At 36.3% G+C, this 22,681-nt stretch carries 19 protein-coding genes and 1 pseudogene; 8 read left to right on the forward strand and 12 right to left on the reverse strand.

From position 1 onward, the window contains the following. Positions 1-184 precede the first annotated feature (184 nt). Positions 185-958, forward strand: coding sequence for a tyrosine-protein phosphatase (locus tag ACI6MV_RS10815; RefSeq protein WP_407270308.1), 774 nt, complete (start codon positions 185-187; stop codon positions 956-958). A gap of 131 nt (positions 959-1,089) precedes the next feature. Here the strand turns inward: ACI6MV_RS10815 and ACI6MV_RS10820 are convergent, their stop codons facing one another. From ACI6MV_RS10820 to ACI6MV_RS10835, 4 genes and pseudogenes are all read right to left on the reverse strand, one after another. Then, positions 1,090-2,991 carry a M56 family metallopeptidase gene (locus ACI6MV_RS10820; RefSeq protein ID WP_407270309.1) on the reverse strand — a complete coding sequence of 634 codons (1,902 nt, stop codon included), beginning with the start codon at positions 2,989-2,991 and terminating at the stop codon, positions 1,090-1,092. Beyond that, a complete protein-coding gene (locus ACI6MV_RS10825) occupies positions 2,984-3,370 on the reverse strand; it encodes a BlaI/MecI/CopY family transcriptional regulator (RefSeq protein ID WP_407270310.1) in 387 nt (128 codons plus the stop codon). Before ACI6MV_RS10825 ends, ACI6MV_RS10820 begins: the two co-directional genes overlap by 8 nt. Positions 3,371-3,571: 201 nt before the next feature. Continuing rightward, positions 3,572-4,525: pseudogene (gene uvsE, locus ACI6MV_RS10830) on the reverse strand (UV DNA damage repair endonuclease UvsE). 448 nt (positions 4,526-4,973) lie between these two features. Continuing rightward, on the reverse strand, positions 4,974-5,249 hold the full coding sequence (locus tag ACI6MV_RS10835) for a holin (RefSeq protein WP_407270354.1): 276 nt from the start codon (positions 5,247-5,249) through the stop codon (positions 4,974-4,976). 381 nt (positions 5,250-5,630) lie between these two features. Between ACI6MV_RS10835 and ACI6MV_RS10840 the strand changes: the two genes are divergently transcribed. Further along, positions 5,631-6,818, forward strand: coding sequence for a DUF4317 domain-containing protein (locus ACI6MV_RS10840; protein WP_407270311.1), 1,188 nt, complete (start codon positions 5,631-5,633; stop codon positions 6,816-6,818). 85 nt (positions 6,819-6,903) lie between these two features. Next, positions 6,904-7,203, forward strand: coding sequence for a hypothetical protein (locus ACI6MV_RS10845; RefSeq protein ID WP_407270312.1), 300 nt, complete (start codon positions 6,904-6,906; stop codon positions 7,201-7,203). Between the two features lie 237 nt (positions 7,204-7,440). Here the strand turns inward: ACI6MV_RS10845 and ACI6MV_RS10850 are convergent, their stop codons facing one another. Further along, on the reverse strand, positions 7,441-9,264 hold the full coding sequence (locus ACI6MV_RS10850; RefSeq protein WP_407270313.1) for a YhgE/Pip domain-containing protein: 1,824 nt from the start codon (positions 9,262-9,264) through the stop codon (positions 7,441-7,443). 117 nt (positions 9,265-9,381) lie between these two features. Beyond that, positions 9,382-11,463 (reverse strand): efflux RND transporter permease subunit, encoded by a 2,082-nt coding sequence (locus ACI6MV_RS10855; RefSeq protein ID WP_407270314.1) that lies wholly within the window; start codon positions 11,461-11,463, stop codon positions 9,382-9,384. Between the two features lie 134 nt (positions 11,464-11,597). Between ACI6MV_RS10855 and ACI6MV_RS10860 the strand changes: the two genes are divergently transcribed. Beyond that, the gene (locus ACI6MV_RS10860; RefSeq protein ID WP_407270315.1) at positions 11,598-12,164 is read left to right on the forward strand and encodes a TetR/AcrR family transcriptional regulator; all 567 of its coding nucleotides are present in this window, start codon (positions 11,598-11,600) and stop codon (positions 12,162-12,164) included. Positions 12,165-12,231: 67 nt separating this feature from the next. On the opposite strand, the gene ACI6MV_RS10865 is transcribed toward ACI6MV_RS10860, so the two are convergent. Beyond that, positions 12,232-13,794, reverse strand: coding sequence for a histidine kinase N-terminal 7TM domain-containing diguanylate cyclase (locus ACI6MV_RS10865; protein ID WP_407270316.1), 1,563 nt, complete (start codon positions 13,792-13,794; stop codon positions 12,232-12,234). A gap of 606 nt (positions 13,795-14,400) precedes the next feature. Between ACI6MV_RS10865 and ACI6MV_RS10870 the strand changes: the two genes are divergently transcribed. Together ACI6MV_RS10870 and ACI6MV_RS10875 are read left to right on the forward strand one after the other, a co-directional pair. Next, positions 14,401-14,814: a LysM peptidoglycan-binding domain-containing protein gene (locus tag ACI6MV_RS10870; protein ID WP_407270317.1), complete on the forward strand. Its 414-nt coding sequence runs from the start codon at positions 14,401-14,403 to the stop codon at positions 14,812-14,814. A 3-nt stretch (positions 14,815-14,817) separates the two neighbouring features. Continuing rightward, positions 14,818-15,090 (forward strand): LysM peptidoglycan-binding domain-containing protein, encoded by a 273-nt coding sequence (locus ACI6MV_RS10875; RefSeq protein WP_407270318.1) that lies wholly within the window; start codon positions 14,818-14,820, stop codon positions 15,088-15,090. Between the two features lie 759 nt (positions 15,091-15,849). Here ACI6MV_RS10875 and ACI6MV_RS10880 read toward each other — a convergent pair. Continuing rightward, positions 15,850-17,103 (reverse strand): ATP-binding protein, encoded by a 1,254-nt coding sequence (locus tag ACI6MV_RS10880; RefSeq protein ID WP_407270319.1) that lies wholly within the window; start codon positions 17,101-17,103, stop codon positions 15,850-15,852. A gap of 109 nt (positions 17,104-17,212) precedes the next feature. Between ACI6MV_RS10880 and ACI6MV_RS10885 the strand changes: the two genes are divergently transcribed. Then, complete coding sequence (locus ACI6MV_RS10885; RefSeq protein WP_407270320.1) at positions 17,213-17,365, forward strand: hypothetical protein; 153 nt, start codon at positions 17,213-17,215, stop codon at positions 17,363-17,365. A gap of 587 nt (positions 17,366-17,952) precedes the next feature. Here the strand turns inward: ACI6MV_RS10885 and ACI6MV_RS10890 are convergent. Together ACI6MV_RS10890 and ACI6MV_RS10895 are read right to left on the reverse strand one after the other, a co-directional pair. After that, complete coding sequence (locus ACI6MV_RS10890) at positions 17,953-18,390, reverse strand: EamA family transporter (protein WP_407270321.1); 438 nt, start codon at positions 18,388-18,390, stop codon at positions 17,953-17,955. 103 nt (positions 18,391-18,493) lie between these two features. Then, positions 18,494-20,719 (reverse strand): sensor domain-containing protein, encoded by a 2,226-nt coding sequence (locus tag ACI6MV_RS10895; RefSeq protein ID WP_407270322.1) that lies wholly within the window; start codon positions 20,717-20,719, stop codon positions 18,494-18,496. A 274-nt stretch (positions 20,720-20,993) separates the two neighbouring features. On the opposite strand from ACI6MV_RS10895, the gene ACI6MV_RS10900 reads away from it, so the two are divergent. Further along, positions 20,994-21,716, forward strand: coding sequence for a DUF2161 domain-containing phosphodiesterase (locus ACI6MV_RS10900; RefSeq protein WP_407270323.1), 723 nt, complete (start codon positions 20,994-20,996; stop codon positions 21,714-21,716). 104 nt (positions 21,717-21,820) lie between these two features. On the opposite strand, the gene mscL is transcribed toward ACI6MV_RS10900, so the two are convergent. Continuing rightward, positions 21,821-22,258: a large-conductance mechanosensitive channel protein MscL gene (mscL, locus tag ACI6MV_RS10905; protein WP_407270324.1), complete on the reverse strand. Its 438-nt coding sequence runs from the start codon at positions 22,256-22,258 to the stop codon at positions 21,821-21,823. A 193-nt stretch (positions 22,259-22,451) separates the two neighbouring features. Next, positions 22,452-22,583 carry a YuzL family protein gene (locus tag ACI6MV_RS10910; protein ID WP_407270325.1) on the reverse strand — a complete coding sequence of 44 codons (132 nt, stop codon included), beginning with the start codon at positions 22,581-22,583 and terminating at the stop codon, positions 22,452-22,454. Between the last annotated feature and the right edge of the window lie 98 nt (positions 22,584-22,681).

Here is a 22,681-nt window from a genome sequence, read left to right on the forward strand (position 1 = left end):
ATAAAACAAGGGGCCCTTTTTAAAGGACAACCTTACTACATTTGACAGCGAAAACTAGCATATTCATTTTGGATCAAACATCAATGTCTAGTCGAAATATAGTGTCCTGACTCATGATCGACATCTATAGTATAATAAACTTCAAAAGTTTTATAGATAACTATAGAGAATCGAGGTAAGAGCTATGCAGAGTACGTTACGGGAGATAAAACTAAATGGTAGTTTTAATTTTAGGGATTTAGGTGGCTATGAGACAAAAGATGGTCGTCGTGTAAAAAGGGGGATTCTTTTTCGTTCTGGTAATTTGAGTCTATTAACTGAAGACGATCTAAAGGTTGTTAATCAACTAGGTATTAAAAAGATTTGTGATTTGCGCGGAGTGGATGAAATCGATAAATTCCCGGACCCTATCCTTGATGGAGCTACATGGCATCACACACCAATTCTTTCAGATGAGCAAATGTTAGGACAGGTTGGCGAACAAACGTCATTCGCTGATGTACTTAGAAATACGAAACCAGGAGAACTATTACTTCATCTAAATCAAAATATGGTTTCCTTTAAAAATGCCTTTCAACAAGTATTTAAGGTGCTATTAACGGAGACACATACGCCATTATTATTTCATTGTATGGCTGGAAAAGATAGAACAGGTGCTGTAGCTGCATTGACACTAAGTATTCTAGGTGTTTCCCGGGAAATAATTGTAGAAGACTACTTATACACCAATGAAACATTAACGCAAATGAATACTAATTTCGAGAAAATCGGGTATAATGATCTTCCTAATATTGACAAATCTGTACTTGATGCTTTGTTTGAGGCTCGTGCTGAATATATTGATTCCTTTTTAGACGGTATTGAAGCCAATTATGGTAGTGTTGAGATGTATTCAAAAGAAGTACTAGGACTATCCGATGAAGCTATTAATCTATTAAGATCAAATTTGTTAGAGTAATCATTTCTTCCTAGCGAGTTACTTTTGTTATTGCCATTTGAATGGCTAGCAACATACCTCGCTTTGTTGTTCACTTATAGTAATCACATTCATAGAAAAAGCATCCCAAGCGGGATGCTTTTTCATACTATTTAATTTCCTGTTAAAAACTGCTGTAATGCATCTAAATCATCCCGAAATATATCGAGGCTTCCGTATGTTTTCTCCATATCCACCCTTGCAAAAGTAAATAACGTGTCATAAGCAGACTTGTCTAACTCTCCACTTGATGGGGTGATTCGGTATGCGAAGGTCACTTCATCAAGGTTATCGATCATCGTAAATAACACGAATGCGTTCGTTGATGATTTTGCTTCCAATTCAGAGTCTAATTCAGCAATTGGCCATTCTCCTTTGTAACCTGTATCTGAGACTGGTTCATAGTAAACAGTTAGACGGTATGGCTTTGCATCTGTATCCATTGAAATAAAATGTTGCATAAAATTGTTGTCCGCAACAGGAATTGCACCAGCAAGAGCAGATACCTTGCTCGCATTTCCTATATACGGTGTTTGATGCTTGGCTATCTCGTCTAAATCATAGGTTAGCATATCTACCCTTACAATAAACCCATAGGTAACGATACCGAAATTCTCCACCTCTAGTGTTAAACCATATATATATTCACCAGGCTCTGTCGGTGCCTGCATATACAAATCTTCATTGATCTTAGAAGGTTGCGTCACTGCAACTTCAACTAAGTCATTAGTTTTAATGGATGAAAGGTGGGCGTCATCTTTCGTCTTATACACATGGATATCTTCTATTGTAAGATCATATTGTTTCTCGAGCTTGCGTCTTTGTGTACTTAGGATAAATTGTTGACCAGCCCTTTGTGAGATAACACTATCTAACATAACTGGAAGCTCCCCTTTAGCTAAAGAAGCGTTCCATGTGCCACTTTCAACAATCTGATTGTCGCCTTCTTCTGTTAGTATATGAAGATCGGGAATCGAATTTTCACCCAACCCACTTCCTGCTCCGACAAACAATCCACCCGTTATAAAAATCCCAACAAGAATTATTGATACACCGAAAATTAGTTTCGATTTTTGCTTGTGTTTCATAATCGAAAGTAATCTTTCTTTTAGGGTTTTTTTCTCTTCTGACATTGTTGCTTGTAAGACGCCAACTGGATATTTATGCTCGGCTACAACAGAAATCAATGTGTCTCCATATGCTTGCTTTTCAGCTGGAGTTAAGTGTTTAATCACCGCCTCATCACATGCCAATTCACAAGCACGATTGATTTCTTTTTTGATGAAATACATGAATGGATTAAACCAGTGAAGTGATGTTACGACCATCGTTAGCCATTTCACACCAATATCTAAACGTTTCATATGAGAGAGCTCATGTAGTAAAATGTTTTTAGTTTGCTGCTCTGTGAAATCTGTATCTGGAATAATAATCGTTGGCCAGACTATTCCAATCAGCATCGGTGTGCTAACATACCGGTTACGCACTAGACGTACCCGCCTTCTTTTTTTAATTAAACTAGTTAAAATATAATGCTCCTGCTTTGTTGCATCTAAATAACCTGGTTTTAAATAACGTAAAAACCTTATATAACCAATCAAATTAATAGAAAGCGCAATTATTACACCTATAATCCAGACATATGCAGCATACTGATTAAATAAATCAAGGAAATAGCGATCATGATCTGTATCGAAATTATATATACCATTGGCAACATTTTGCTCAACGGTTGGAACGAAAGCTGAATTACTAGTTGTTTCGACATCGGTAATCGGCTGAACAGCGACTGTATTATTGTTGTCTTTAGGATTTTCATCTGAAAACAAGTTATCCATCATACTATTCTCAAAAGCAAAAGGAAATAACAATCTAAATAAGACAATCAGCCATATGTAATATTGAAGTGTTTTTGAAAGCTTGTGCTTGATTAGTGGCTTAATTAGAAAAAGAAACAAAGCAAGAATACTTCCTGATATTGAAAGAGATAGAACTAGGATAAAAAAATCACTCATTGTCATCTTCACCTACTTTAAACATATCGCGCAGCTCTTCGATATCTTCGTTTCCAAGTTTCTTGCTACCTAATAACGACGCGACAAGACTTTTCGCACTGCCAGCGTAGACACGATCAATTAGGCTTTGTGTAGAATAATCGTTATATTCTTTTTCGCTGACTATAGGTACATAATAATAGACTTCTTTTTTTCTAGCTTCCACAACACCTTTTGTACAAAGTCTACGAAGTAACGTCTTGATTGTAGACGTCTCCCACTCACTCGTTCCTTCCAGCGTCTTTCTTATATCAGCCATCGGCAGTGCCCGATTAGCATTCCATAATACCCGCATAACTTCTACTTCTGAATCAGTTATTTTAGATACTAGTTTCCCCATAACGTGTTACCTCCTCACAGGTTACAAGTGTAACTCAATAGCTATAGTTTACGACTGTAACCTATTTTTGTCAATACCTTTGTTTTTATTAGATTCAGTCAGTTTCATGCTACTGGTATTACGCCCGGCAGGAAAGAAATGACGGGATTTTTTTAGCCGATAACAAACGCCTCTGTCAAAGACAGGGCGTTGTCCATAATTCTATACTTCTATTGCACCACCGTTAATTCGCTTATACGTCCTTACTTTTGCTAATTCTTCAACAATCTTTAAAGCTGCTCTATCTTTCGCTTTTGCTTCAATCATAATATCTGCTGATTTGCCAAATTCTTTTAATACTTTTATAAAATCCATAGCAAAATTCAAATCAACATAGTCGGCATGGGCTCTTATCAACTTCTCTGATTTAGGAGAGGAAAGATGGAATTTAGGCTGTATTCCCGTTCGTTCCCAAGTTGCAAAAACCCTTGGTAACAATCCTTCCCATGCTCCTTCCCCTGGATTTGCCCAGTGATGATGAAAATCAAACACAAATGGTACATCGTGCTGCTCACAAATTTGCAACGTTTCTTCTGCTGTGTAGGTTTTGTCATCATTCTCAAGCGTTGTTTGCTTTCGTATCGTCTCGTCAAGCTTCACAAAATTATTGTTAAATCTTTCAATTCCCTCTGGTTTATTACCGTAAGCACCACCAACATGAATATTAATGGTAGCTTTTTTATGTAGTCCCATTGCTTCGAGCATTGTATAATGATAATCCATATCGATAATCGCATTGTCTGTAACGTGTTCCTGTGGACTTGTAAATAATGTGAATTGATTTGGATGAAAACTAACTCGCAAATGATGCGCTTTTACCAATGTGCCAATTTCTTTGAATAGATCGCCAAATGGTGTTAGATAATCCCATTTCACCTCCGGATGTGTGGCTAGTGGTACAAGCGAAGATGACATTCGGTAAACATCAATGCCATGTGCAATATTATAATGAAGCATTCGAATTGTATTTCTTAAATTTTTTTCTGTTGCATAATTCAATTTTTCCTGTCTAGCCTCTTAACTTTGCTTCTTCCAGTTCGTAAATGTTAACGTCTTGGAAGGTGAGGCCTCCCAGAGATTAAGTGCCGTTGAGACATAACCGAATCGTAGTATCATTGTTCTCCAGCCCCCTGTCCATTGAGTATGTTTGGAATGAGAATAACAGTTAACCTGTCTAACCTAATTAGAAGTATATCTCTCCCATATTGCCTATTTAAAATTACAGTAAACGTCTCCTAATTTATTTTAAAGTAAAATACTAATTATTTCTTTAATCTTGCACTAACAAAAACAAGACCGCCAATTATGACGATCTTCTCTGGTGTTACTATGCCTTACTGTGGATTGCCTCTAGATGGTGATTTAGTTTTATTTCTTTTTTGTTCATCTGGTTTCTTCGTATCTGGATTAGTTGGTTTATAATTTGGTTTTCCCTTATTCTCACCTGCCATGTGAATCCCTCCCTATCCTTATATTGTTATTATCGTAACCTTTATGTATTGAAATATGCATAATAGTAGAGCCCACATGCTTGTAGACTCTACTATCATGTAAAATGGTATAGCTACTTGCGTTGTTCAGTTCCTTTCGATGTACCATTTCTTCGTTTCACCATTTCGAATAATCCCGTCGCAGCTAGTCCTGCAACACCACCCGCCCATAACCTTGATCCTAATCCTAAACTTGTTATTGGAAATGCTAAAGATCCCAACAAAATACCAATCATCAAACTGATTAGTGGAATATAGTTTTTTTCCACATCTACTGTCTTTTTAACAAGTTGAACAAGTGCAGAAACAATTGGAGCTAAAACGGATGCAAAAGATAACACTTGGTCCATATTTATCACCTCATAAGAAGTGTACGAGCGTCCACATCGAATGATGACTACAATATTGATCATGTCTGTTATCTTATTTTGACTCAACATCCAGTAACGAAAGCTAGGTTTCATTTTCTCACGCTTTTTAATTTTTAATTACATTTTTAGCAAATGTCATAAAACTGGTTTTCAGCTATCCTCATCTATATATATTGTAATTAAACCGTTTCCGAAATCTTATGGATGTAGATAGCTGTATAAGATCATTATGAAATTGACTCTCATCTAATCTTTTACATGTATTAATACTCTCTTTCTGATATGATTTACTAAGCACTGTATTCTAATTATCTTAATCAGCCATTTACCAAACAAATCAGCTTAGGAGTGTAACCCTTTATGAATAAAAAAGACATCGCAAACATTCGCAAACAATTTAAAGTAGATAATGAATTTATGAAAATGCGTGAGATATTTAATGTTTATATTATGAAAGAATCAAGCGAGATTTATCACTATGAAAGCCAGCCTTTTGAAATGCTAGATCAGGATCAGCAAGAGTTATTCATGGGGAATTTCAAAAAAGTACTTAGCGGTCAACTCGATGAGAAGTTATTTGAATTAAAATTTAAGCGGGATATAGAAAATAGCAGTCAGCTCATTCTTCATCAAGGCTTACTAGGTAGTGATGATGATTGGCGTGAAAAAATGCTATTAATCGTAGAAAAAATGCTAAAAGACAAACAATATGAGATGGATCTCGTCGTTACATTCATCCGTGGTGAATATTTTAAGGCAATGAAGCGAACGAATGAAGAAACTGAGGAAAATGGACGAGATACAGTTTATTCTCACTCGTTTATTCTTTGCAGCATTAATAAAACACAGGACCCCAAAAAGGAGTTGCTTTTTGACTATGTCGAGAAGGAGTTCAAGTATAATATCGTCGTAAATCCTATCATTAATTTAAATCAACCAGTTGGTGGATTTTTATTTCCTTGTTTCACCAATAGTGCTGCTGATGTTAATCATGTTTTATACGCAACAGCTAAAGCATTTGAACCCGATCACGAATTTATTGAAGAAGTTTTAGATGCCGAGGAGACAATGACTGCAAAGGACGACAAGGCCGTATTTGAGGAAATTGTCAAAGATGTCACCAAAGATCAGTTGAACACATCGACACTGGCCAGTGTGTATGAAGAAATTCATCGTGTAATGGAAGATACAGATGAAGAAGATACACCGAGATTAGACTACAAAGACGTAGAACGAGTATTAAAAATGAGCGGAATAGAAGAAATAGATACAGAGAAAGTCAAATCTTCCTTTCAACGCGTTGTCGATGATGAACAGTATGAACTGAAAGCAAGTAGCATCATCCCGAAATACAACTCGAAATCTATCAAAATCGACACAAAGCTTGCCAAAATATCGATCAGCCCGCAAGATTTAAAATTTGTAAGACAGGTTCACCTTTCAGGGAAACGTTACCTGATGATTGAAGTCGAGGAGGACACTGTGATTGAAGGGTTTCGAATGATTCCGGAGGCTTTTGCAAATAAAGCGGAAGAAAATACAGATTAATTTGTAATATATTGCACCATCGAAGTCATATCCCCCTTCCTTATCATATGCTAAAGAAACGTCGCATAGAAGAAAGGTGAGGTTAATGACTTATAATGATTATAGCAACAACAGACCCGTCCACGGTGGTGGCGGACATGCAAGTTGGGGACATGGAGCAGGGCATGCAACATGGGGACATGGCGGTGGCTATCATGGGCATCATCCCTATCACCCTTATCACCCTTATCACCCTGGATTTGCTGCTGGTGCGGCAACAGGATTAGTAGTCGGAGCTGCTGCATCCCCTGGTCCATACCCAGTACCAGTGCCTGCCTACCCTGCTTATCCGTATCCATACCCTTATCCATATCCAGCGCCGTCTCCATATTATCCACAAGGATGAACGAAAACAGAGACCTAGGTGGTCTCTGTTTTTTGCATGAATAGGATTTATTTGAATACGTAAAACAAGCACAAGATTCTTATCATCTTACTTTCCTAGAATTACAAAATCCGGATCGACTAGTGTTGCAAATTGACATGTCTTACCTTGATCTTGTGATGTAGATTTGCCAATACCTTAACCACCAAAGTAATCACCTTGTGGCTCTTGATTGACTAGTATCCCCATCTGTTCTGTCTATAGCCAACTAAATAAAGCCATTAACCGTGCCCAGAAGCCTTTCTTCTCCCCACTTTCTTCAGTTGCAGTATCTTCTTCATCTTTTGTAATGCTTTCTGTTTTGATGACAAATTGTACGTTGTTCACTTGCTTATTTTGCTCAGATACAAACGATACAGGTTCAAAATCAGACTTATCATACTCATCCATCATGGTATCGATCTCCTGCTTAATTTCCTCTGGCATATTCTTGGTGTTCTCGTTTAATTCATTTGTTCCTTCATGAAGTTCACCAACACCTGACTCAAGGTCACTTGTGCCATCAGATACCTGCACTAATCCTGAGTGAAGCTCACCGTAGTTGCTTGAAAGTTCGGAGACTCCACCCATATAACCTTCTAAACCTTTATGAAACTCACCGTAATTAGAAGCTAACGTTGACATACCTTCTTGAAGCTGTGTTATTTGACCTGCAACATTCATATCCTCAAATGCTTTTAGACTACTGGAAATCGATGTTAATGTGTCTTGTAATGAAGTAATTGAGCCATTCATATCGTCTAAATGCTGTTCCAGTGTATGGAACGCTTCTATCACTCTAGCATAATTTTCTTTTGCAATTATCGCTAGATTATATGACTCTACTAATTGATCAATTGTTTTTCTCTTCTCTTCATCGTCAATACTTTTATAAAGTTCATCTATTTCCTCAGAAATATCAGCTTCTGGTATCGACTCCATCGTATCATCTAATTCTTTTAATGCATCACCGTAGTTTTCTTCTAGTTCTGATAACCAATCTGCGGTTTCGTTAAGTCCGTCTGCAATTTCAGGTAAGACATCCGTGATCTGCTTTAACTCATCAAGATTAACATCCATGTCACCCTCATTTAGAGAATTACTAATCGTAGTAAGAGAGGTCTCAATTGTTGTAGACGCATCAATTAAACTTGATGAATTAGAATCTAACTCCGCAATTCCATTTTGAAAAGATTTCGAACCATTTTGTAGCTCATTAACACCATCATTTAATTGTGATGCACCATTCTTTAGATCAGAAACACCTGAATTAATACTAGAAATAGCATCACTCAATGTTTCTATTTCATTTGTCATTTCTTCCGTGTCTAGAGAATCGATCGCCATGGAAGAAGGAACTCCTGAAATTTCCATTCCTTGCATTTCAAAACCTTTAACATTAGCGTTTAAAGTGAAATTACCTTCTTTTTCTGGCATCACCGTAAACGTTACTTGTTTATTTGCTCCGGCATTTGCAATAGATGCATCACCCGCAGTGACGTTCTCGAAAACATCTGCATCAAGCGTTAAAGATATCTGTAATAAATAGTTGTTATAAAAAGCATTATTTACATTTCCGTTTGCGGAAGTGTGTATGTTCATTTCAAATTGTCCATCTTCACCTAACAGATCTTCTGGAGCCACTGCTTTTCCATCTAACTGATAAGCGACAGAAATATCCCATGGTATAGATTTGTCTTGCATGTTCCCTTGATAATAAAAATCGCCTTCTGGTGCGTCGATTTGCACCTTGTTACCTTCTTGCTCAATTTCGGTCAAATTAGTCAAGTTTTCAACATCGGAATATGCACCATAGTCGACGATTGTTCCTGCTTTGGTAACGTCAAATATGTTGACCACATAAATATTTTTCTTTGCACCAGTAGCACTTAACGTGGCATAAATCACTTCATCCTTTGAAGTAACTTCGCCACTTGTTTGTACCGGATCGTCAGCACTGGTGCTTCCACCGGACGCAGCCTGTATCGGATATGAAGGCAAGAGAAGCATAAACGCCAGTAGAACAAGTAGTTTTTTTCTCATCATCATTCTCCTTATAAAGTGAAGCTTATATCAGTGGGGTTTTATTCATTCCCCTTTTGTTAGTTGAAGTACTTAGATTGTTACATTCATTATACTTTCTAATTGAATTAAACATCTCTATTTTGTCTGTTCTGTGTTGCGATTTTCACCGCGGAAAAAATTTGCTTTCCACGTTGTTTTGTCAATAATTTTGTCAAAAATCAACAGCATGGCTGGCAGGAAGAAAACAACCAAGATAAAGGCAAGCAATGCTCCTCGACCAAGTAGTAACCCAATCGAGCCTACTATCGGATTGGACGAGGTAATCCATAAAATAAACCCGACACTCGATAAGATCGATGCAGAAATGGAAATGGAGAAAATTTTCTGATCAATCGTCTCTTTTATCGCCGCTAGAGCAGGTAACTCTTTCCTTCTCTCCTTATAATCCTCAGTCAGTAAGATTGCATAATCAACTGTTGCGGCTAGCTGCACAGTACTAATAATTAAGTAACCAACAAAAACAAGTGAAGTATCCGTGAAGTACGGAACAGATAAATTGACCCAAACAGCCGTTTGAATAGTCAATAATAGTACAACTGGAATGGAAATCGATTTAAATGTTACCAGTAACACAATAGCAATCGCAATAACGGTTACTAGATTAACAACCGTATTATCTTGTCTGACAATGTTTCTCATATCATACAAGGTAACACTTTCTCCAAGTGTATAGGATTTGTCACCATAGTAACTTGAAGTTATTTCCTTCACCTCATCAATAACAGAAAAAGCAACTTCGCCTTCCTTATCGGTATCCGTGTATAAGGTGATTCGACTATAGTTGTCAGAATAAAATTGCTCTACTACAGATTCCTCTATATATTCAGTTGGTATGACTGAGCTAACCATATTTGGGTAAGACACAACACTTGTGATATGTTCCACGTTTCCAAGGGCATCCGTTAACTCCGTTTCCTTAGCCATATTGCCTTTTGGAACAAGGACAACCATTGGAGTCGAACGCCCAAATGCCTCGTCAATTTCTATTATATCGCTACCGACCCGAGTTGTTTCCGGTTGCTCTCCAGTACCATAAATAAAGTTCGTGTTACTTTGTGCCAAAAAGCTAGGTACAACGACTAGGAATACAAGGATTAAGCTAATAAATCTCACTTTCATTACGGATCCACTAATCTTCCACGTACTTGGAATTAGCGGTTTATGCTCTGTTTTATCCATCCATTTATAGAACCATAAAGTCAGCGCAGGCAAAAAGACCATCACACTAATAAAACTTAATACGATCCCCTTTACAAGGTTTATACCAAGATCGGACCCGATTTCAAAATCCATCAGTGTAAGTGCTAAAAAGCCAAAGAATGTTGTTGCAGCACTCGCTGCGATCGCTGGAAATGATCGTTTTATCGCCAACTGCATAGCTTCTTCAACATTACTCGTTTGTCTTCTATAATGAGAAAAACTATGTAGTAGAAATATAGCATAATCTAGAGATACAGCTAACTGCAGAATGGGACTAACCGATTGTGTAACAAACGATACTTCTCCAAGAAAGATGTTCGTTCCTAAGTTAATTAAAACTGAAACACCGATTGCAGTGAGGAAAAACACTGGCTCAATCCAAGAATTGGTCGATAAAACAAGAATCAAGATAATAATCGGCACGAGCAATGCGGCTGCATACATTGATTCCGATCCAGCCATTTTCTGAGAGCTAGCTGTATCAATAGCACCTCCGGAAACTGCATTTTCCTCACCAATTAACTCATAAATCGCATCGGAAATCGAGACTTCATCTCCTTCACGAATACTTAAAGAGAAAAGTGCTTTATTATCCTTATAGTACGACTCAACTGTATCCTGATCTGCTAATTCTAATGGTGTTTTTAAATCTATTGCATCATCCAACCACATTACGCCAGAAACACCATCAATTGCTGCTAGTCTTTCTTTATACACCAATGCCTCCTGGACGGTCACATCATGAATCATTACGCGTGCATTGGGAACGGACCCATCGAACTCTGCGTCCATAATATCCATAGCTTCTGTTGAAGGTGCATCATCCGGCAAGTAATCTACCATATTGTAATTCACAGATACAAGATTCATTACGATAGCAGAAATTGCAGCTGCAATAAAAAACAAGACTACAATACTTTTTTTATGTTTAATCACCTGTGCTGTAAGATCTATCATAACCACTCCTTCTTGCATCAATATCTCCATACAATTATAATGACACTGTGTTGTTTTATCAACAAACAGTTTTTTAGCAAACGTACAGTATAAAACAGATAGCGTTTTCACTGTTGGATAAAGGGTGTGAAACTATGTCAAACGAGAAGTTAGATCGAAGGAAAAAGTACACAAGAATGGTATTAAAAGAAAGCTTGATGGAGTTATTAAAAGAAAAACCAATTGCCGCAATCACTGTGAAGGAAATTTGTGAGGTTGCAGATATTAATCGTTCCACATTTTATTCGCATTTTGCTGATCATTATGCACTGCTTGCACAGATTGAAGAAGAACTCATCTATGATTTGAATGAATATCTCAACCAAATAAATTTGAACGCCGACACAGAGGCACTTCAAATCACCGAAAAAATAATCGAATATGTAGCAGTGAATAAGGATGTTTGTCAAATATTACTGAGTGAACACTTAGATTCTGCATTTTTAAAGCGTGTCGTTACTGTCGCACACGATTACACCGTTAAAAGTTTAATCGATTCCAAAAATTTGGAAGAAGACTTATCCAGTTATGCTAGTTTATTTGCCATATATGGAAGTATTCATGTGATCGAACACTGGTTAAAAAATGGCATGGACAAATCTCCTGGTGAATTGGCTGAAATCACTACCAAATTAACGAATAACGGACTTAATGGATTGTAATTGAGTTTACAGATGATAACTATAAATCCAACATAACCGAACCATACATCTACTGTATGGTTCGTATCTATGCCCCAGTATATACATGCACTTGATTACGTCCTGCCTGTTTTGCAGTATATAAAGCTGTATCCGCTTTATTGAGTAACTGATGCAATGTCTCCGCTGTTTCTTTATTGGCTTCCGCCACGCCAAAGCTCATTGTAACAGAGATAACCCCCACCGTAGATATGAGGGGCTGTGATTCAATGCTTTTGCGAAGTTGATTTGCTAATGCTTCACCTTCTGCTAACGTATGTCCTTTAAGCGCGACCACAAATTCTTCTCCTCCGTAGCGAGCAAATAGTGATCCTTGTGTTAACTCTGATTTAAAAACCTTAACTACGTGCACGAGCATTTGATCACCTACATAATGACCATAATCATCATTCACACTTTTAAAATAATCTATATCAATTAATATAACGGTGTACGCAGAGGAAACTTTCTTAGCAACTGCAAAATCTTGTTCACTTTCCTCAAAAAATGCACGGCGATTATAAACTTGTGTAAGATCATCATAAAAAGCTTGTTTCTCTAATTTTGCTTGCAGCTTTTTTAGTTCAGTAATATCGGTGAAAATCAGCAAAAAACCATTATTATTTTCATGCTGTAGCATCGAAATTCGCACCTGATAGATTAATTCCACATTATCTTTGGTCATTCTCAATTCCTTAATGTGCTCAGTAGTCTCTAATGGAAACGAAAAAGCATTCCCTGCATCACACGATATCTTAGACCAAGCCTGTTCAAAATTCATCCCAAACATCGATTTATGTAACTGTGGAAACATATTTTTACACGCTTGGTTAAACTCTATTAATTGGTGAGATTCATTGAGCACAATCACACCATCATTTATGCTATTAAATATCGCATTTTTAGCAATTGGCATAATGGTAAACATCCGTGAAGAGCTAATAGACCACAAATATAAAAGTGAAGAAAGCCATAACATCATCGGTACTGGGTCTATCCCTGGTGGTGTAATTCCGAGCAAATAAACAAACGCCGTTAACATTGGGACAAGTTGACTACACATTAAAGCAATTAATTGTCGACGATATACTTTCGCGGTTTCCTTCCACCTAGACAGCACGAGTATTTGGGAAGCGAACAAGCAAGCAAATATATAAGTGCCATGAACAATATACCATATGCCCATTTCCTGGTGAACAAAAGGCGCTCCCAAGATTGGATCAACTTGATACACCCGATAATGCAAATGATGCAGATCATTCGTAGCAACCATAACCAACGTAATGAAAGGAACCGTAAGAAGTGCGAATATTCCCCTTTTCGTTATTTTCATTCCCAAATACTTTGTAATAAATAACAAACCTAATGGTGGCGAAAACGCTATTCCAACATATTGAAGGTTCGTCCAAAACTTTATTTGCTCCATCGACGTAGACAGTATGCCAAACGCAGAAGCAAAACAGTAAATCATAATAACCGTAGTATTTAGAATGAAAAATTTAACAATATTAGAAAAGTTATGTCGCTTTATAATTGCGTAAAGGCATAAAAATAAATTTAACACACCGGATGTACAGATAAGCGCTATATATGCAGTCAATTGCGGAGTCACATCTCATACCTCATTTTGACTTTTAATTTAGTTTTTTTTCTAAAAGAATGTTGTTTTTGAGCAAAATAACTAGAATCCGACGTAGTGTTCTTGATTTCCCCTCCTGGTAGTCGACGTAAGGAGCAATCCCGTTAGCATATGATATGCACTTCGACTCCTGATGCCCAGCAAGGGTCATGCAGGCGTTGTCCGACTAGGACGTTTAACCTGTGGTCCTTAAGAAGTGGCATAAGTGAGACCCGCAGCGCGAGGAGGCTCACTAGCCCCGCGGAAAGTGAAGTGTATCTCCGAAGCAGATTAAACACTCACCAACTACGTCGAATTATATTTCAAATATGAAATAACAAAAATAGATAAGAGCCTTAGTTTATTATAAATTTACCATAAATGAGCAGAAATGTGGATGCTTTGTTGAGGTAATATTTGAATATGGGACGTTTGATGAGGTTACATTTCTCACATAAAAAGTGTAACAACACGCCCTAAAGAAGAGTATCACCAATCAACTGGAGAGATTGTATCATTTTTTTATTACGAGATAATTAATTTGTAAATATGGAAGCAAATTACATGCAATATACTTTAAAAAAGCAGGGAGATTTTACTATGGAATATGTTAAACATTATCAACTTATAAAATTAAATTCACATACTGAAGAATACACGTTGGTCGTTTATCTCGCTGATCATGCGTCAGAATTTGCGGATGAACTAGGCACTCTCCCAAAAACTAAAAATAACCTGACTACAACAGTTAAACAAATTTTGAAGGAGCGTTATCCAAATATTAAAATTATGATTAGCGGCGTCGCGATCACGACGATTCCTATAATGGCTAATACGACAAACGCGCACGCTGCTGAATCTAACGTCACAACTTCTCCAGTTACAGAGAATTCCTTTTATTATAATGTAGTTTCTGGTGATTCGCTTTGGGCCATTTCGCAAAAATTTATTACTTCGATCGATCTCATAAGACGAGCTAATAATTTGATGACAGATTCTTTACAATTAAACTAGCAATTGATTATTCCACAAGCCTTACACACAGTAAAAACCGGTGATTATTTAACCGTACTCGCAAGGGATTATAATGTGTCGGTAGATGGTATTAAACAAGCAAATGGGTTAAAAACTGATTCAACAAAACTCGGGCAAACGTTGATTATTACCGCTTTTATTCAATCTAATCAATCATTACCAACAGCTCCTAAGCCAGAAGCACAACCAAGTAGTTATATCGCTGCATCTGGAGATAGTTTATCCGTCATAGCCAAGCGTATGATACGACTGTAGAAGCATTAAAACGTACAAATCACTTAGCGTCCGATTTCATATACATAGGTCAAAGTTTAACACTTCCAATTGACAAAAAGACAACTTCCAGCGCAAATTCTAATACTTATACCGTGGTTACCTGGAGATAATTTATCTGCCATAGCCAAACAATTCGAAACAACTGTAGCAGCGATACAATCAGCCAATGGCATATTCTCGGATTTTCTAAGTATTGGACAAGTTTTAACAATACCGACCGCGCTGTCACGCGAATCTGTGGAGGAAGAGCAAAAGACATTTGTTTATTCTGCTCGTTCAGGTGACAGTTTATCTGTGATTGCAAAAAGATTTGATGTTACTGTTGACAGAATACGTACAGGTAATCAGTTAAAATCAGACGTTATACAAGTAGGACAAGCATTGACGATTCCCTTTGGAGAGAATACACCAACTGAAACAGAAAAAAATACAACTACTTTTGCTAATCATACAATTAAGTCAGGCGATAATATATGGGACTTGAGCATTCGCTATGGTATTCCACAGCAAGAATTATTCCGTACTAATAATTTGACTAGAAATTCAAATTTGTCGATTGGTCAAACATTAAAGATTCCTGTTCACAATATTGCAGTCAATACCGTTACAAGTGAAAACCACGGTAAATATCTCGACTGGTGGACTGAAGCACAATATGTGTTTATAATCGGTAAAACAGCTAAAGTTACCGATATCGTAACGGGAAAGAGTTTTACAATTAAACGTAAGCTATTAGTTTTACCTTACCTTTCTATAATTTCCCTCAACCACAGGCAACAAGATAGTAACGGTCGTCCCTATCCCTTCTTCACTAGTAAATTCCATATGCCCTTGATGCTCTTCCATAATTTTAAAGCTGGCCATTAAGCCTAAGCCAGTTCCATCTTGCTTTGTAGTATGAAAGGCATTACCTAATAGGTTAAGGTTCTCTTTCGATATACCCTCTCCCTCATCAGTCACCGTAATTTTAATCTGGTTATCCATATGATGCTCAGCTTTAATGACTAAAGTACCACCTTGAGACATCGCTTCAATGCCATTTTTTATAATATTAATGAATACTTGTTTGATTTGGTGTGCGTTACATTCGATCATTGGGAGGTCATTGTCTATTTCCTTGGTAATGACAACTTTATTTTCTGTATGATTATGTTTCATGATCGATTCTACATAATCTATTAGTTCTTTTATATCACTACGCTCAAACACTTTTTCCTTTGGTCTACCGATAACAAGTAGGTCATTTAGAATTGCACTTATGCGGTCTATTTCTTCTGTCATAATTTTAAAATATGTTGTTTCTTCTGGGTATTTGTCCTTCTGAAGTTGTGTGAAACCTTTGAGAGATGTAAGAGGATTTCTAACCTCATGGGTGATGGATGTAGCAATCTGCCCAACGATAGCAAGTTGTTCAGATTTTTGAAGTTCCTCACTTAATTTTAGCCGAGCCTGTAAATTGGAATAAAAGCGATTCAATAAAATGTATGCTAGTAAAGCTAATAAGCTGTACAAAACGATTGGTAACAAGACTTCCATATATTGAAATACTAATCCGAGAACAACATACTTACTTATGATCCCAATTAATGTATAGAAGAAAAATCTTTTATTTATAAACAGGATCGAAAATAAAATAAAAACTAATTCAACACCATTTCCTGATGCAAAACTATTCTGTGTACCAGAATAAATAATAAAATTGTTAAACAAATCAATAGCAATATAACCGAATAGAAAGATATATTTTACTGCAAATACCTTTCCCTTCTTTATAATAACAATTGAAATAGGTACTAAGCATAGAAAAAGTATATAATACCAATATCCTAATCCTCTAAAAATTAAATCTTGCTGTTCACCATAAACCAACGGTGCTACGTAATAGTAAATCACATCAAAAGCGATTAAAAACAAATAAAATATTGATAAAAAAAGCTTCAATCCTTTGATTTCTTCAGTAGCCAATAATTGAAAAACCCTTTCTTTCCTCACTCCTAAAACTCCTCCCACAATCAAATGCATAAAAATTCTATAAGTTTATCATATACCATACCGGGCAGAAAATGGCTACTTTTGTGATAATTCGTCGCACTTTGACTCTGTGTTTGTCTCGTTTGTCACATTCCTAATTCCTTTTATGTCTGTACTACTAGGTGTTATTGTATTAAAAGAACCTTTCAATCTTACATTTATCATAGGATTTTTGTTAATTATATGTAGTCTCGTATTTATGTATTGGCAAACTTTAAAATAAAGGACAATAAACTAAAAAGCATAGACTGGTCAGTATAGAACAATAGTACCTACGGACAGAAATTAAAAAATTACTGCCCTCTAAAGATTGTTGTTATTACTGAAAATAGCTAGTATCCGACGTAGTACATAGGTGTTCACTGATTTTGCATGTGCACCACTCCGTCCCTATCAGAAAGCTTTCCACAGCGTCGGATTAGCGCTCATTAATACGTCGCATTTTAGTAGTTTAATAAGTAACAAACTTTACGAATGGAGCCAAAATGTGCCAAATGTTTTGAGGAATTACCGCCTAGAATTACTTGGCATTTTCATGAACAATCTCCGTCCATTTATAACAACCTGATGATATTAGCTTATAGAAAATCACATAGCCGAGTCCTGAACTAAAACCACCTAAAATTAACATTGGAATGAAAATAGACGGCTAAAGGATCTTCACTCCTACCCCTGGTTCGATTACTAGCATAACTCCACCTGAAAATATAACTGCAATCAATAACGTATAGAAGCCTAATACAAAAGGAGATATATTCCCAAAATATTTTGACGTGTACACATTATTGAGACCATAAGAAAGAGTTACAATTAACATAATAGATAAGCATCATTAATATAAAAGTAAAAAATTGCTGCAAAGGAATTCATCACACCACTAACTGATGTATGTAAATGCATTAAAGCATACGACACCATCGACCACGGAATTGCAGCCCCTAAGCTCTTAACTACAACAAACTTAAAGGTGATTGATCGCCTAATAGAAATCTTTATCTTAATGATAAAAGGGATAATGAACAACAGTCCAAATAAACATCGAAAGAAAACGAGGCTAACCGGATATAAATGCTCTAATAAAATTTTTGTCCGTAGAAACGCTGATCCCCATAGGCAACTTAGTAAAATAAGCAATAGATTGTTCATTCCATGAATTATCCTCTTCTTTGAAATTAGTAAACTAATACTAGATATAGTATTGCTTAATCTTATCAACGCAAATTGAATATCGCTACAATCAAACCCCATGGATTAACAATCTGTATCATATGATACCGAGGAAGATACTGGCACTAACCGCAATTTTCATAAAAAAAGAGCAAGTATCTAAAAGAAACCTGCTCAATCAATCCTATTTAACTTGATTCAAGAGAAATCGCTCTAATTCGTCTGCAGGTAAAGGCTTACTATAATAATAGCCTTGGCCTATCTGACAAGAATTTTTGTATAAGAATTTTACTTGTTCCTCCGTTTCTATACCTTCAGCAATGATGTTGAAATTAAGATTTTGTCCCATATCTATAATTGCTTTTACAATCGAACCTTGATTGTTAAAATTACCAATATCATCAACGAATGACTTATCGATTTTTAACGTATCAATCGGAAGGTACCTCAGTTTACTTAATGAAGAATAGCCTGTCCCGAAATCATCGATTGAAATACCTATCCCCATTTTTTGTAACGCATATAGCACGCCAATCGAACACTCATCGTCCTGCATAATACTCTCTGTAATTTCCAATTCTAAACGATTCGGTGGAATGCCTACCTCATCAATTATAGACTTTATATCTTCTACAATCGCAGTATCTTGTATTTGCCTTACAGATAAATTAACAGCAATGGGCAAAATTCCGACCTGACTGTTTTCCCATTGTTTACTTTGTTCACATGCTTTTTTGATGACCCATTTCCCAATTGGGATAATTAAGCCTGACTCTTCTGCTAATGGAATAAACTCAGTAGGTGAAATTGTTCCTAAATCTTTGTGATTCCAACGAAGTAACGCTTCAACCCCCGGTACTTTTCCTGTTTCTAAATTAACTTTCGGCTGATAATGTAACGTTAGCTCATTGAGTTCTATTGCTCTCCGCAAACCATCTTCGAGTTCTACCTTTCGATACGCAATTTCGTCTAACAATGGGTCATAAAACTGATAATTGTTTTTTCCACGTTCTTTTGCTAAGTACATTGCAGTATCCGCATGCTTTATTAACGTATCCTGATCATCACCATCTATGGGATACATGCTTATCCCTATGCTAGGCGTAACGAAATAATCGTTTTCACCTATTGATAACGGTTTAGTGAACACTTGCAGGATGCGTTCTGCTATCTTAACCACTTCGTCTTTATTTGTATTGTCGACGAGGATAATAAATTCATCTCCACCTTGTCGGAAAACTTCTCCATCTTCTGCCAGGACATTTTTCAGTTGAATAGCCACTTGTTTCAAAATCATGTCCCCAGTTGAGTGTCCTTTTGTGTCATTTATAGTTTTAAAGCGATCCAAATCTAAGAATAAAATAGCAAAGGATTTATTCGCTTCGTTCTTTAGTATGTTTCCTAATTCTTGTTTAAATTTATTTCGATTCGGAATACCCGTCAATGAATCATAATAAGCCATTTGATGAATGATTCGTTCAGATTTTTTTCGCTCTGTAATATCTCGCCCGACTAACTGAAATGCTGATCTTCCTTCATATAGAATCGACCGCAATGAAATCTCAATATCAATTAATTTCCCATCCAAAGATGAAAAGCTAGCTTCTAAGCGAACTGTATTATTCGTTTGGCTTGTGAAGCTTCCTACCCTCTTCAACGCCCGTATAACGTCTATTTTGTTAGCAAATCGAAAAAGACTCATACCAACTACATCACAAGGGTTGTTTGCGCCTAATACTTTACTTCCAGATTCATTAATATAAGAAAACCTATAATCCGTGATAACTGCAATAATATCTGGGGACATCTCAACGAGATTACGATATTGATCTTCACTTTCCTTGCGCTCTGTAATATCAAACAAAACACTTGAAAAATATACAAGATGACCGTTCTTATCCAAAGTAGGAAACCCTCGATCTTGGATCCAACGCACTTGTCCATCTGGCTTTATTATCCGATATACACTTGTAAAAGGTTCACCTTTAATAAAATTCTTCTCTCTCTCTTTTAAAACATGCAAGTCTTCAGGATTAATAACTTTCTTCCATAACAACTTATCTTGGTAAAAATCATCTAATTTGTAACCATATAACTTTTCAATTCCCGGTGTGATTAATAATTGATCGTTCACTAAATCATGTGACCAAATTGCCACATCTAATGTGTCAAAAATACTATTTAAATTCTTTGTACTATTTTTCAGTTCTCTATTTGCAGTAAAGGTTCTTCTTAATAATACATACAACAAGATAAAGGTTATAATGATTAAGGTAGCTTGTATAAATAAAAACATAATATTTTTCGCAGGAAAAAATATCGACAAAAGTAGATCTAAACATTCGACGATGAAAACGAGGAAAAAAATTCTTAAGAATGTATGTCTGTTAATTTTTTTTGTTGTGAACATATGATTGAACTCCAATGACGTTGTAATAGGTTAATTTCTAGTCGTTATTAACAATTCCCTAAGCGTTCCATAATCAAACTAAATGTATGTATTCGTTATCACTTTAGCTTTTCCATTATCATACAGGATTAAATTACCAAACTCAATAAGGGAGAAAGTGATGGAGGTGAAAATGTCAGGAATTGTCTTCATTACGAGACTAGAAATAAACTTTTCCTTTTCATTTTATGATAAAATGAGGGATGCTATAGTCTTAGTTGGACGGTGCTTATCTATGAATGAAACTAATAAGCTTAAAGAAGTAGAGTTATATAAACCGATACAAGCTCATCTTGTCCGGGAAGGTTATGAAGTTTATGGTGAAGTAAACGATTGCGATCTGGTCGCTAAAAAAGGTCCAGAGTTAGTCATTATCGAATTAAAGCTTAACTTAACTGTCGACCTTCTCATCCAAGCAACAAAACGACAAAAGATGTCCGAGGTTGTATATATTGCGATACCAAAGCCTAAGAAGCACAACCCTCGCTCAAGACGGTGGCGAGATCTTAGTCATCTAGTCAGAAGGTTAGAATTAGGACTTATTTTCGTATCATTTAGTGGAAGAGGAAATCAAATCGAAATTGTGATACCACCGACGCCTTTTAACCGCTTGAAAAGTCTAAGTCAAAACAACCGTAAACGCCAAGCACTATTAAAAGAAATGGCTGGACGGAGTGCTGACTACAATATTGGCGGTTCTAGTCAAACACAGATTATGACTGCTTACCGTGAAAATTGTATTCAAATCGCCACATTTCTTATGCAAGCAGGAGAACTTTCACCAAAGGCATTAATAGATATGGGGACAGGTAAAAAAACACAATCAATTCTCTCCAAAAACTTTTACGGTTGGTTCACCAAGGTTAAGCGTGGTGTTTATTGTATAAGTGATAAAGGCGAGCGGGAATTGAAGCAGTATGCAGAAGTATTAGAATATTATCGTGAGTGGAAAAAATGAATAATTTTTAAAAGCCAGAAACAACATTATAAAAATTGCTTCTGGCTTAAAAGCAATTAATCACAAATAATTTGAAAAAGTCTGGAACAAATTATCAAACTAGTTTACTTCGCCTTCAGTTTTATAATTGTTTGTTTCGAGTCATTCCCTTTTTCACTTTCGATTTGCTCTTTACGTTTTAAAATATCTCGGATCTCTGTTAATAGTTCTACATCGTTCGGAGGAGCCTTTTGTTGAAGATTTTCTTCGCTCTTCTTCCGATGGTATTTATTAAAAACCTTAATAATCGTAAAAATCACAATCGATATAAGAAGGAAATCAACAGTCGTTTGAATGAAATTCCCATAGGAGACTACCACACTTCCCATCGTTATATGAAGACTTTCGAAATTAATTCCACCTACTAATATCCCAATTATGGGCATAATCATATCTTCTACAAGAGAGTCAACAATCTTACCAAAAGCTGCGCCAATAATAACCGCTATCGCTAAATCCAGAACATTTCCCCTAGAGATAAATTCTTTGAACTCTGACCACATCATGCACCTCACATTTTGCATTTTCTTAAAATTATGCGAACAGCACTAGATTATGCAGACTGGCTATCGGTTTAATATTGAAAAAATTATTTAGTCTCTTTCATAATGCTGATATTCTAGTCATATCCACAAATAGTTCTATCAAGTACCATAAAAAATACAGGAGGAATGTCCCCCTGTATTTTTATTTTGATTAAGTACGTTTTTGCTTCTTTCTTGAAGAATCAGCCTTCACTTTCCCAGTTTCTTTTCTTGTTGTTCCTTGCCCTTCAGTTTCTGATGAGTTCAAACCTATAGTTGATGGATTTGCTTTTCTTTCTGCCACTGTAATCACCTCCGCTTTTATTGTTCCTAGAAACAACTTCAGATATGTACAGCAGATTCTTTAGTCATTTGATTCGACCCTGTACGGAATAGTAACAA

This window comes from Radiobacillus sp. PE A8.2 (genome assembly GCF_045635475.1).
Classification (GTDB): Bacteria; Bacillota; Bacilli; order Bacillales; family Amphibacillaceae; genus JBJGXI01.

Excerpts from the sequence above, each read along its gene's own strand:
- ACI6MV_RS10825 (WP_407270310.1), bottom strand. The coding sequence starts at position 3,370 with ATGGGGAAACTAGTATCTAAAATAACTGATTCAGAAGTAGAAGTTATG.
- ACI6MV_RS10845 (WP_407270312.1), top strand. The coding sequence starts at position 6,904 with ATGACTTATAATGATTATAGCAACAACAGACCCGTCCACGGTGGTGGC.
- ACI6MV_RS10890 (WP_407270321.1), bottom strand. The coding sequence starts at position 18,390 with ATGGGGTTTGATTGTAGCGATATTCAATTTGCGTTGATAAGATTAAGC.
- ACI6MV_RS10820 (WP_407270309.1), bottom strand. The coding sequence starts at position 2,991 with ATGAGTGATTTTTTTATCCTAGTTCTATCTCTTTCAATATCAGGAAGT.
- ACI6MV_RS10860 (WP_407270315.1), top strand. The coding sequence starts at position 11,598 with ATGTCAAACGAGAAGTTAGATCGAAGGAAAAAGTACACAAGAATGGTA.
- ACI6MV_RS10850 (WP_407270313.1), bottom strand. The coding sequence starts at position 9,264 with ATGAGAAAAAAACTACTTGTTCTACTGGCGTTTATGCTTCTCTTGCCT.
- ACI6MV_RS10900 (WP_407270323.1), top strand. The coding sequence starts at position 20,994 with ATGAATGAAACTAATAAGCTTAAAGAAGTAGAGTTATATAAACCGATA.
- ACI6MV_RS10815 (WP_407270308.1), top strand. The coding sequence starts at position 185 with ATGCAGAGTACGTTACGGGAGATAAAACTAAATGGTAGTTTTAATTTT.
- mscL (WP_407270324.1), bottom strand. The coding sequence starts at position 22,258 with ATGTGGTCAGAGTTCAAAGAATTTATCTCTAGGGGAAATGTTCTGGAT.
- ACI6MV_RS10835 (WP_407270354.1), bottom strand. The coding sequence starts at position 5,249 with ATGGACCAAGTGTTATCTTTTGCATCCGTTTTAGCTCCAATTGTTTCT.
- ACI6MV_RS10840 (WP_407270311.1), top strand. The coding sequence starts at position 5,631 with ATGAATAAAAAAGACATCGCAAACATTCGCAAACAATTTAAAGTAGAT.
- ACI6MV_RS10855 (WP_407270314.1), bottom strand. The coding sequence starts at position 11,463 with ATGATAGATCTTACAGCACAGGTGATTAAACATAAAAAAAGTATTGTA.
- ACI6MV_RS10870 (WP_407270317.1), top strand. The coding sequence starts at position 14,401 with ATGGAATATGTTAAACATTATCAACTTATAAAATTAAATTCACATACT.
- ACI6MV_RS10895 (WP_407270322.1), bottom strand. The coding sequence starts at position 20,719 with ATGTTCACAACAAAAAAAATTAACAGACATACATTCTTAAGAATTTTT.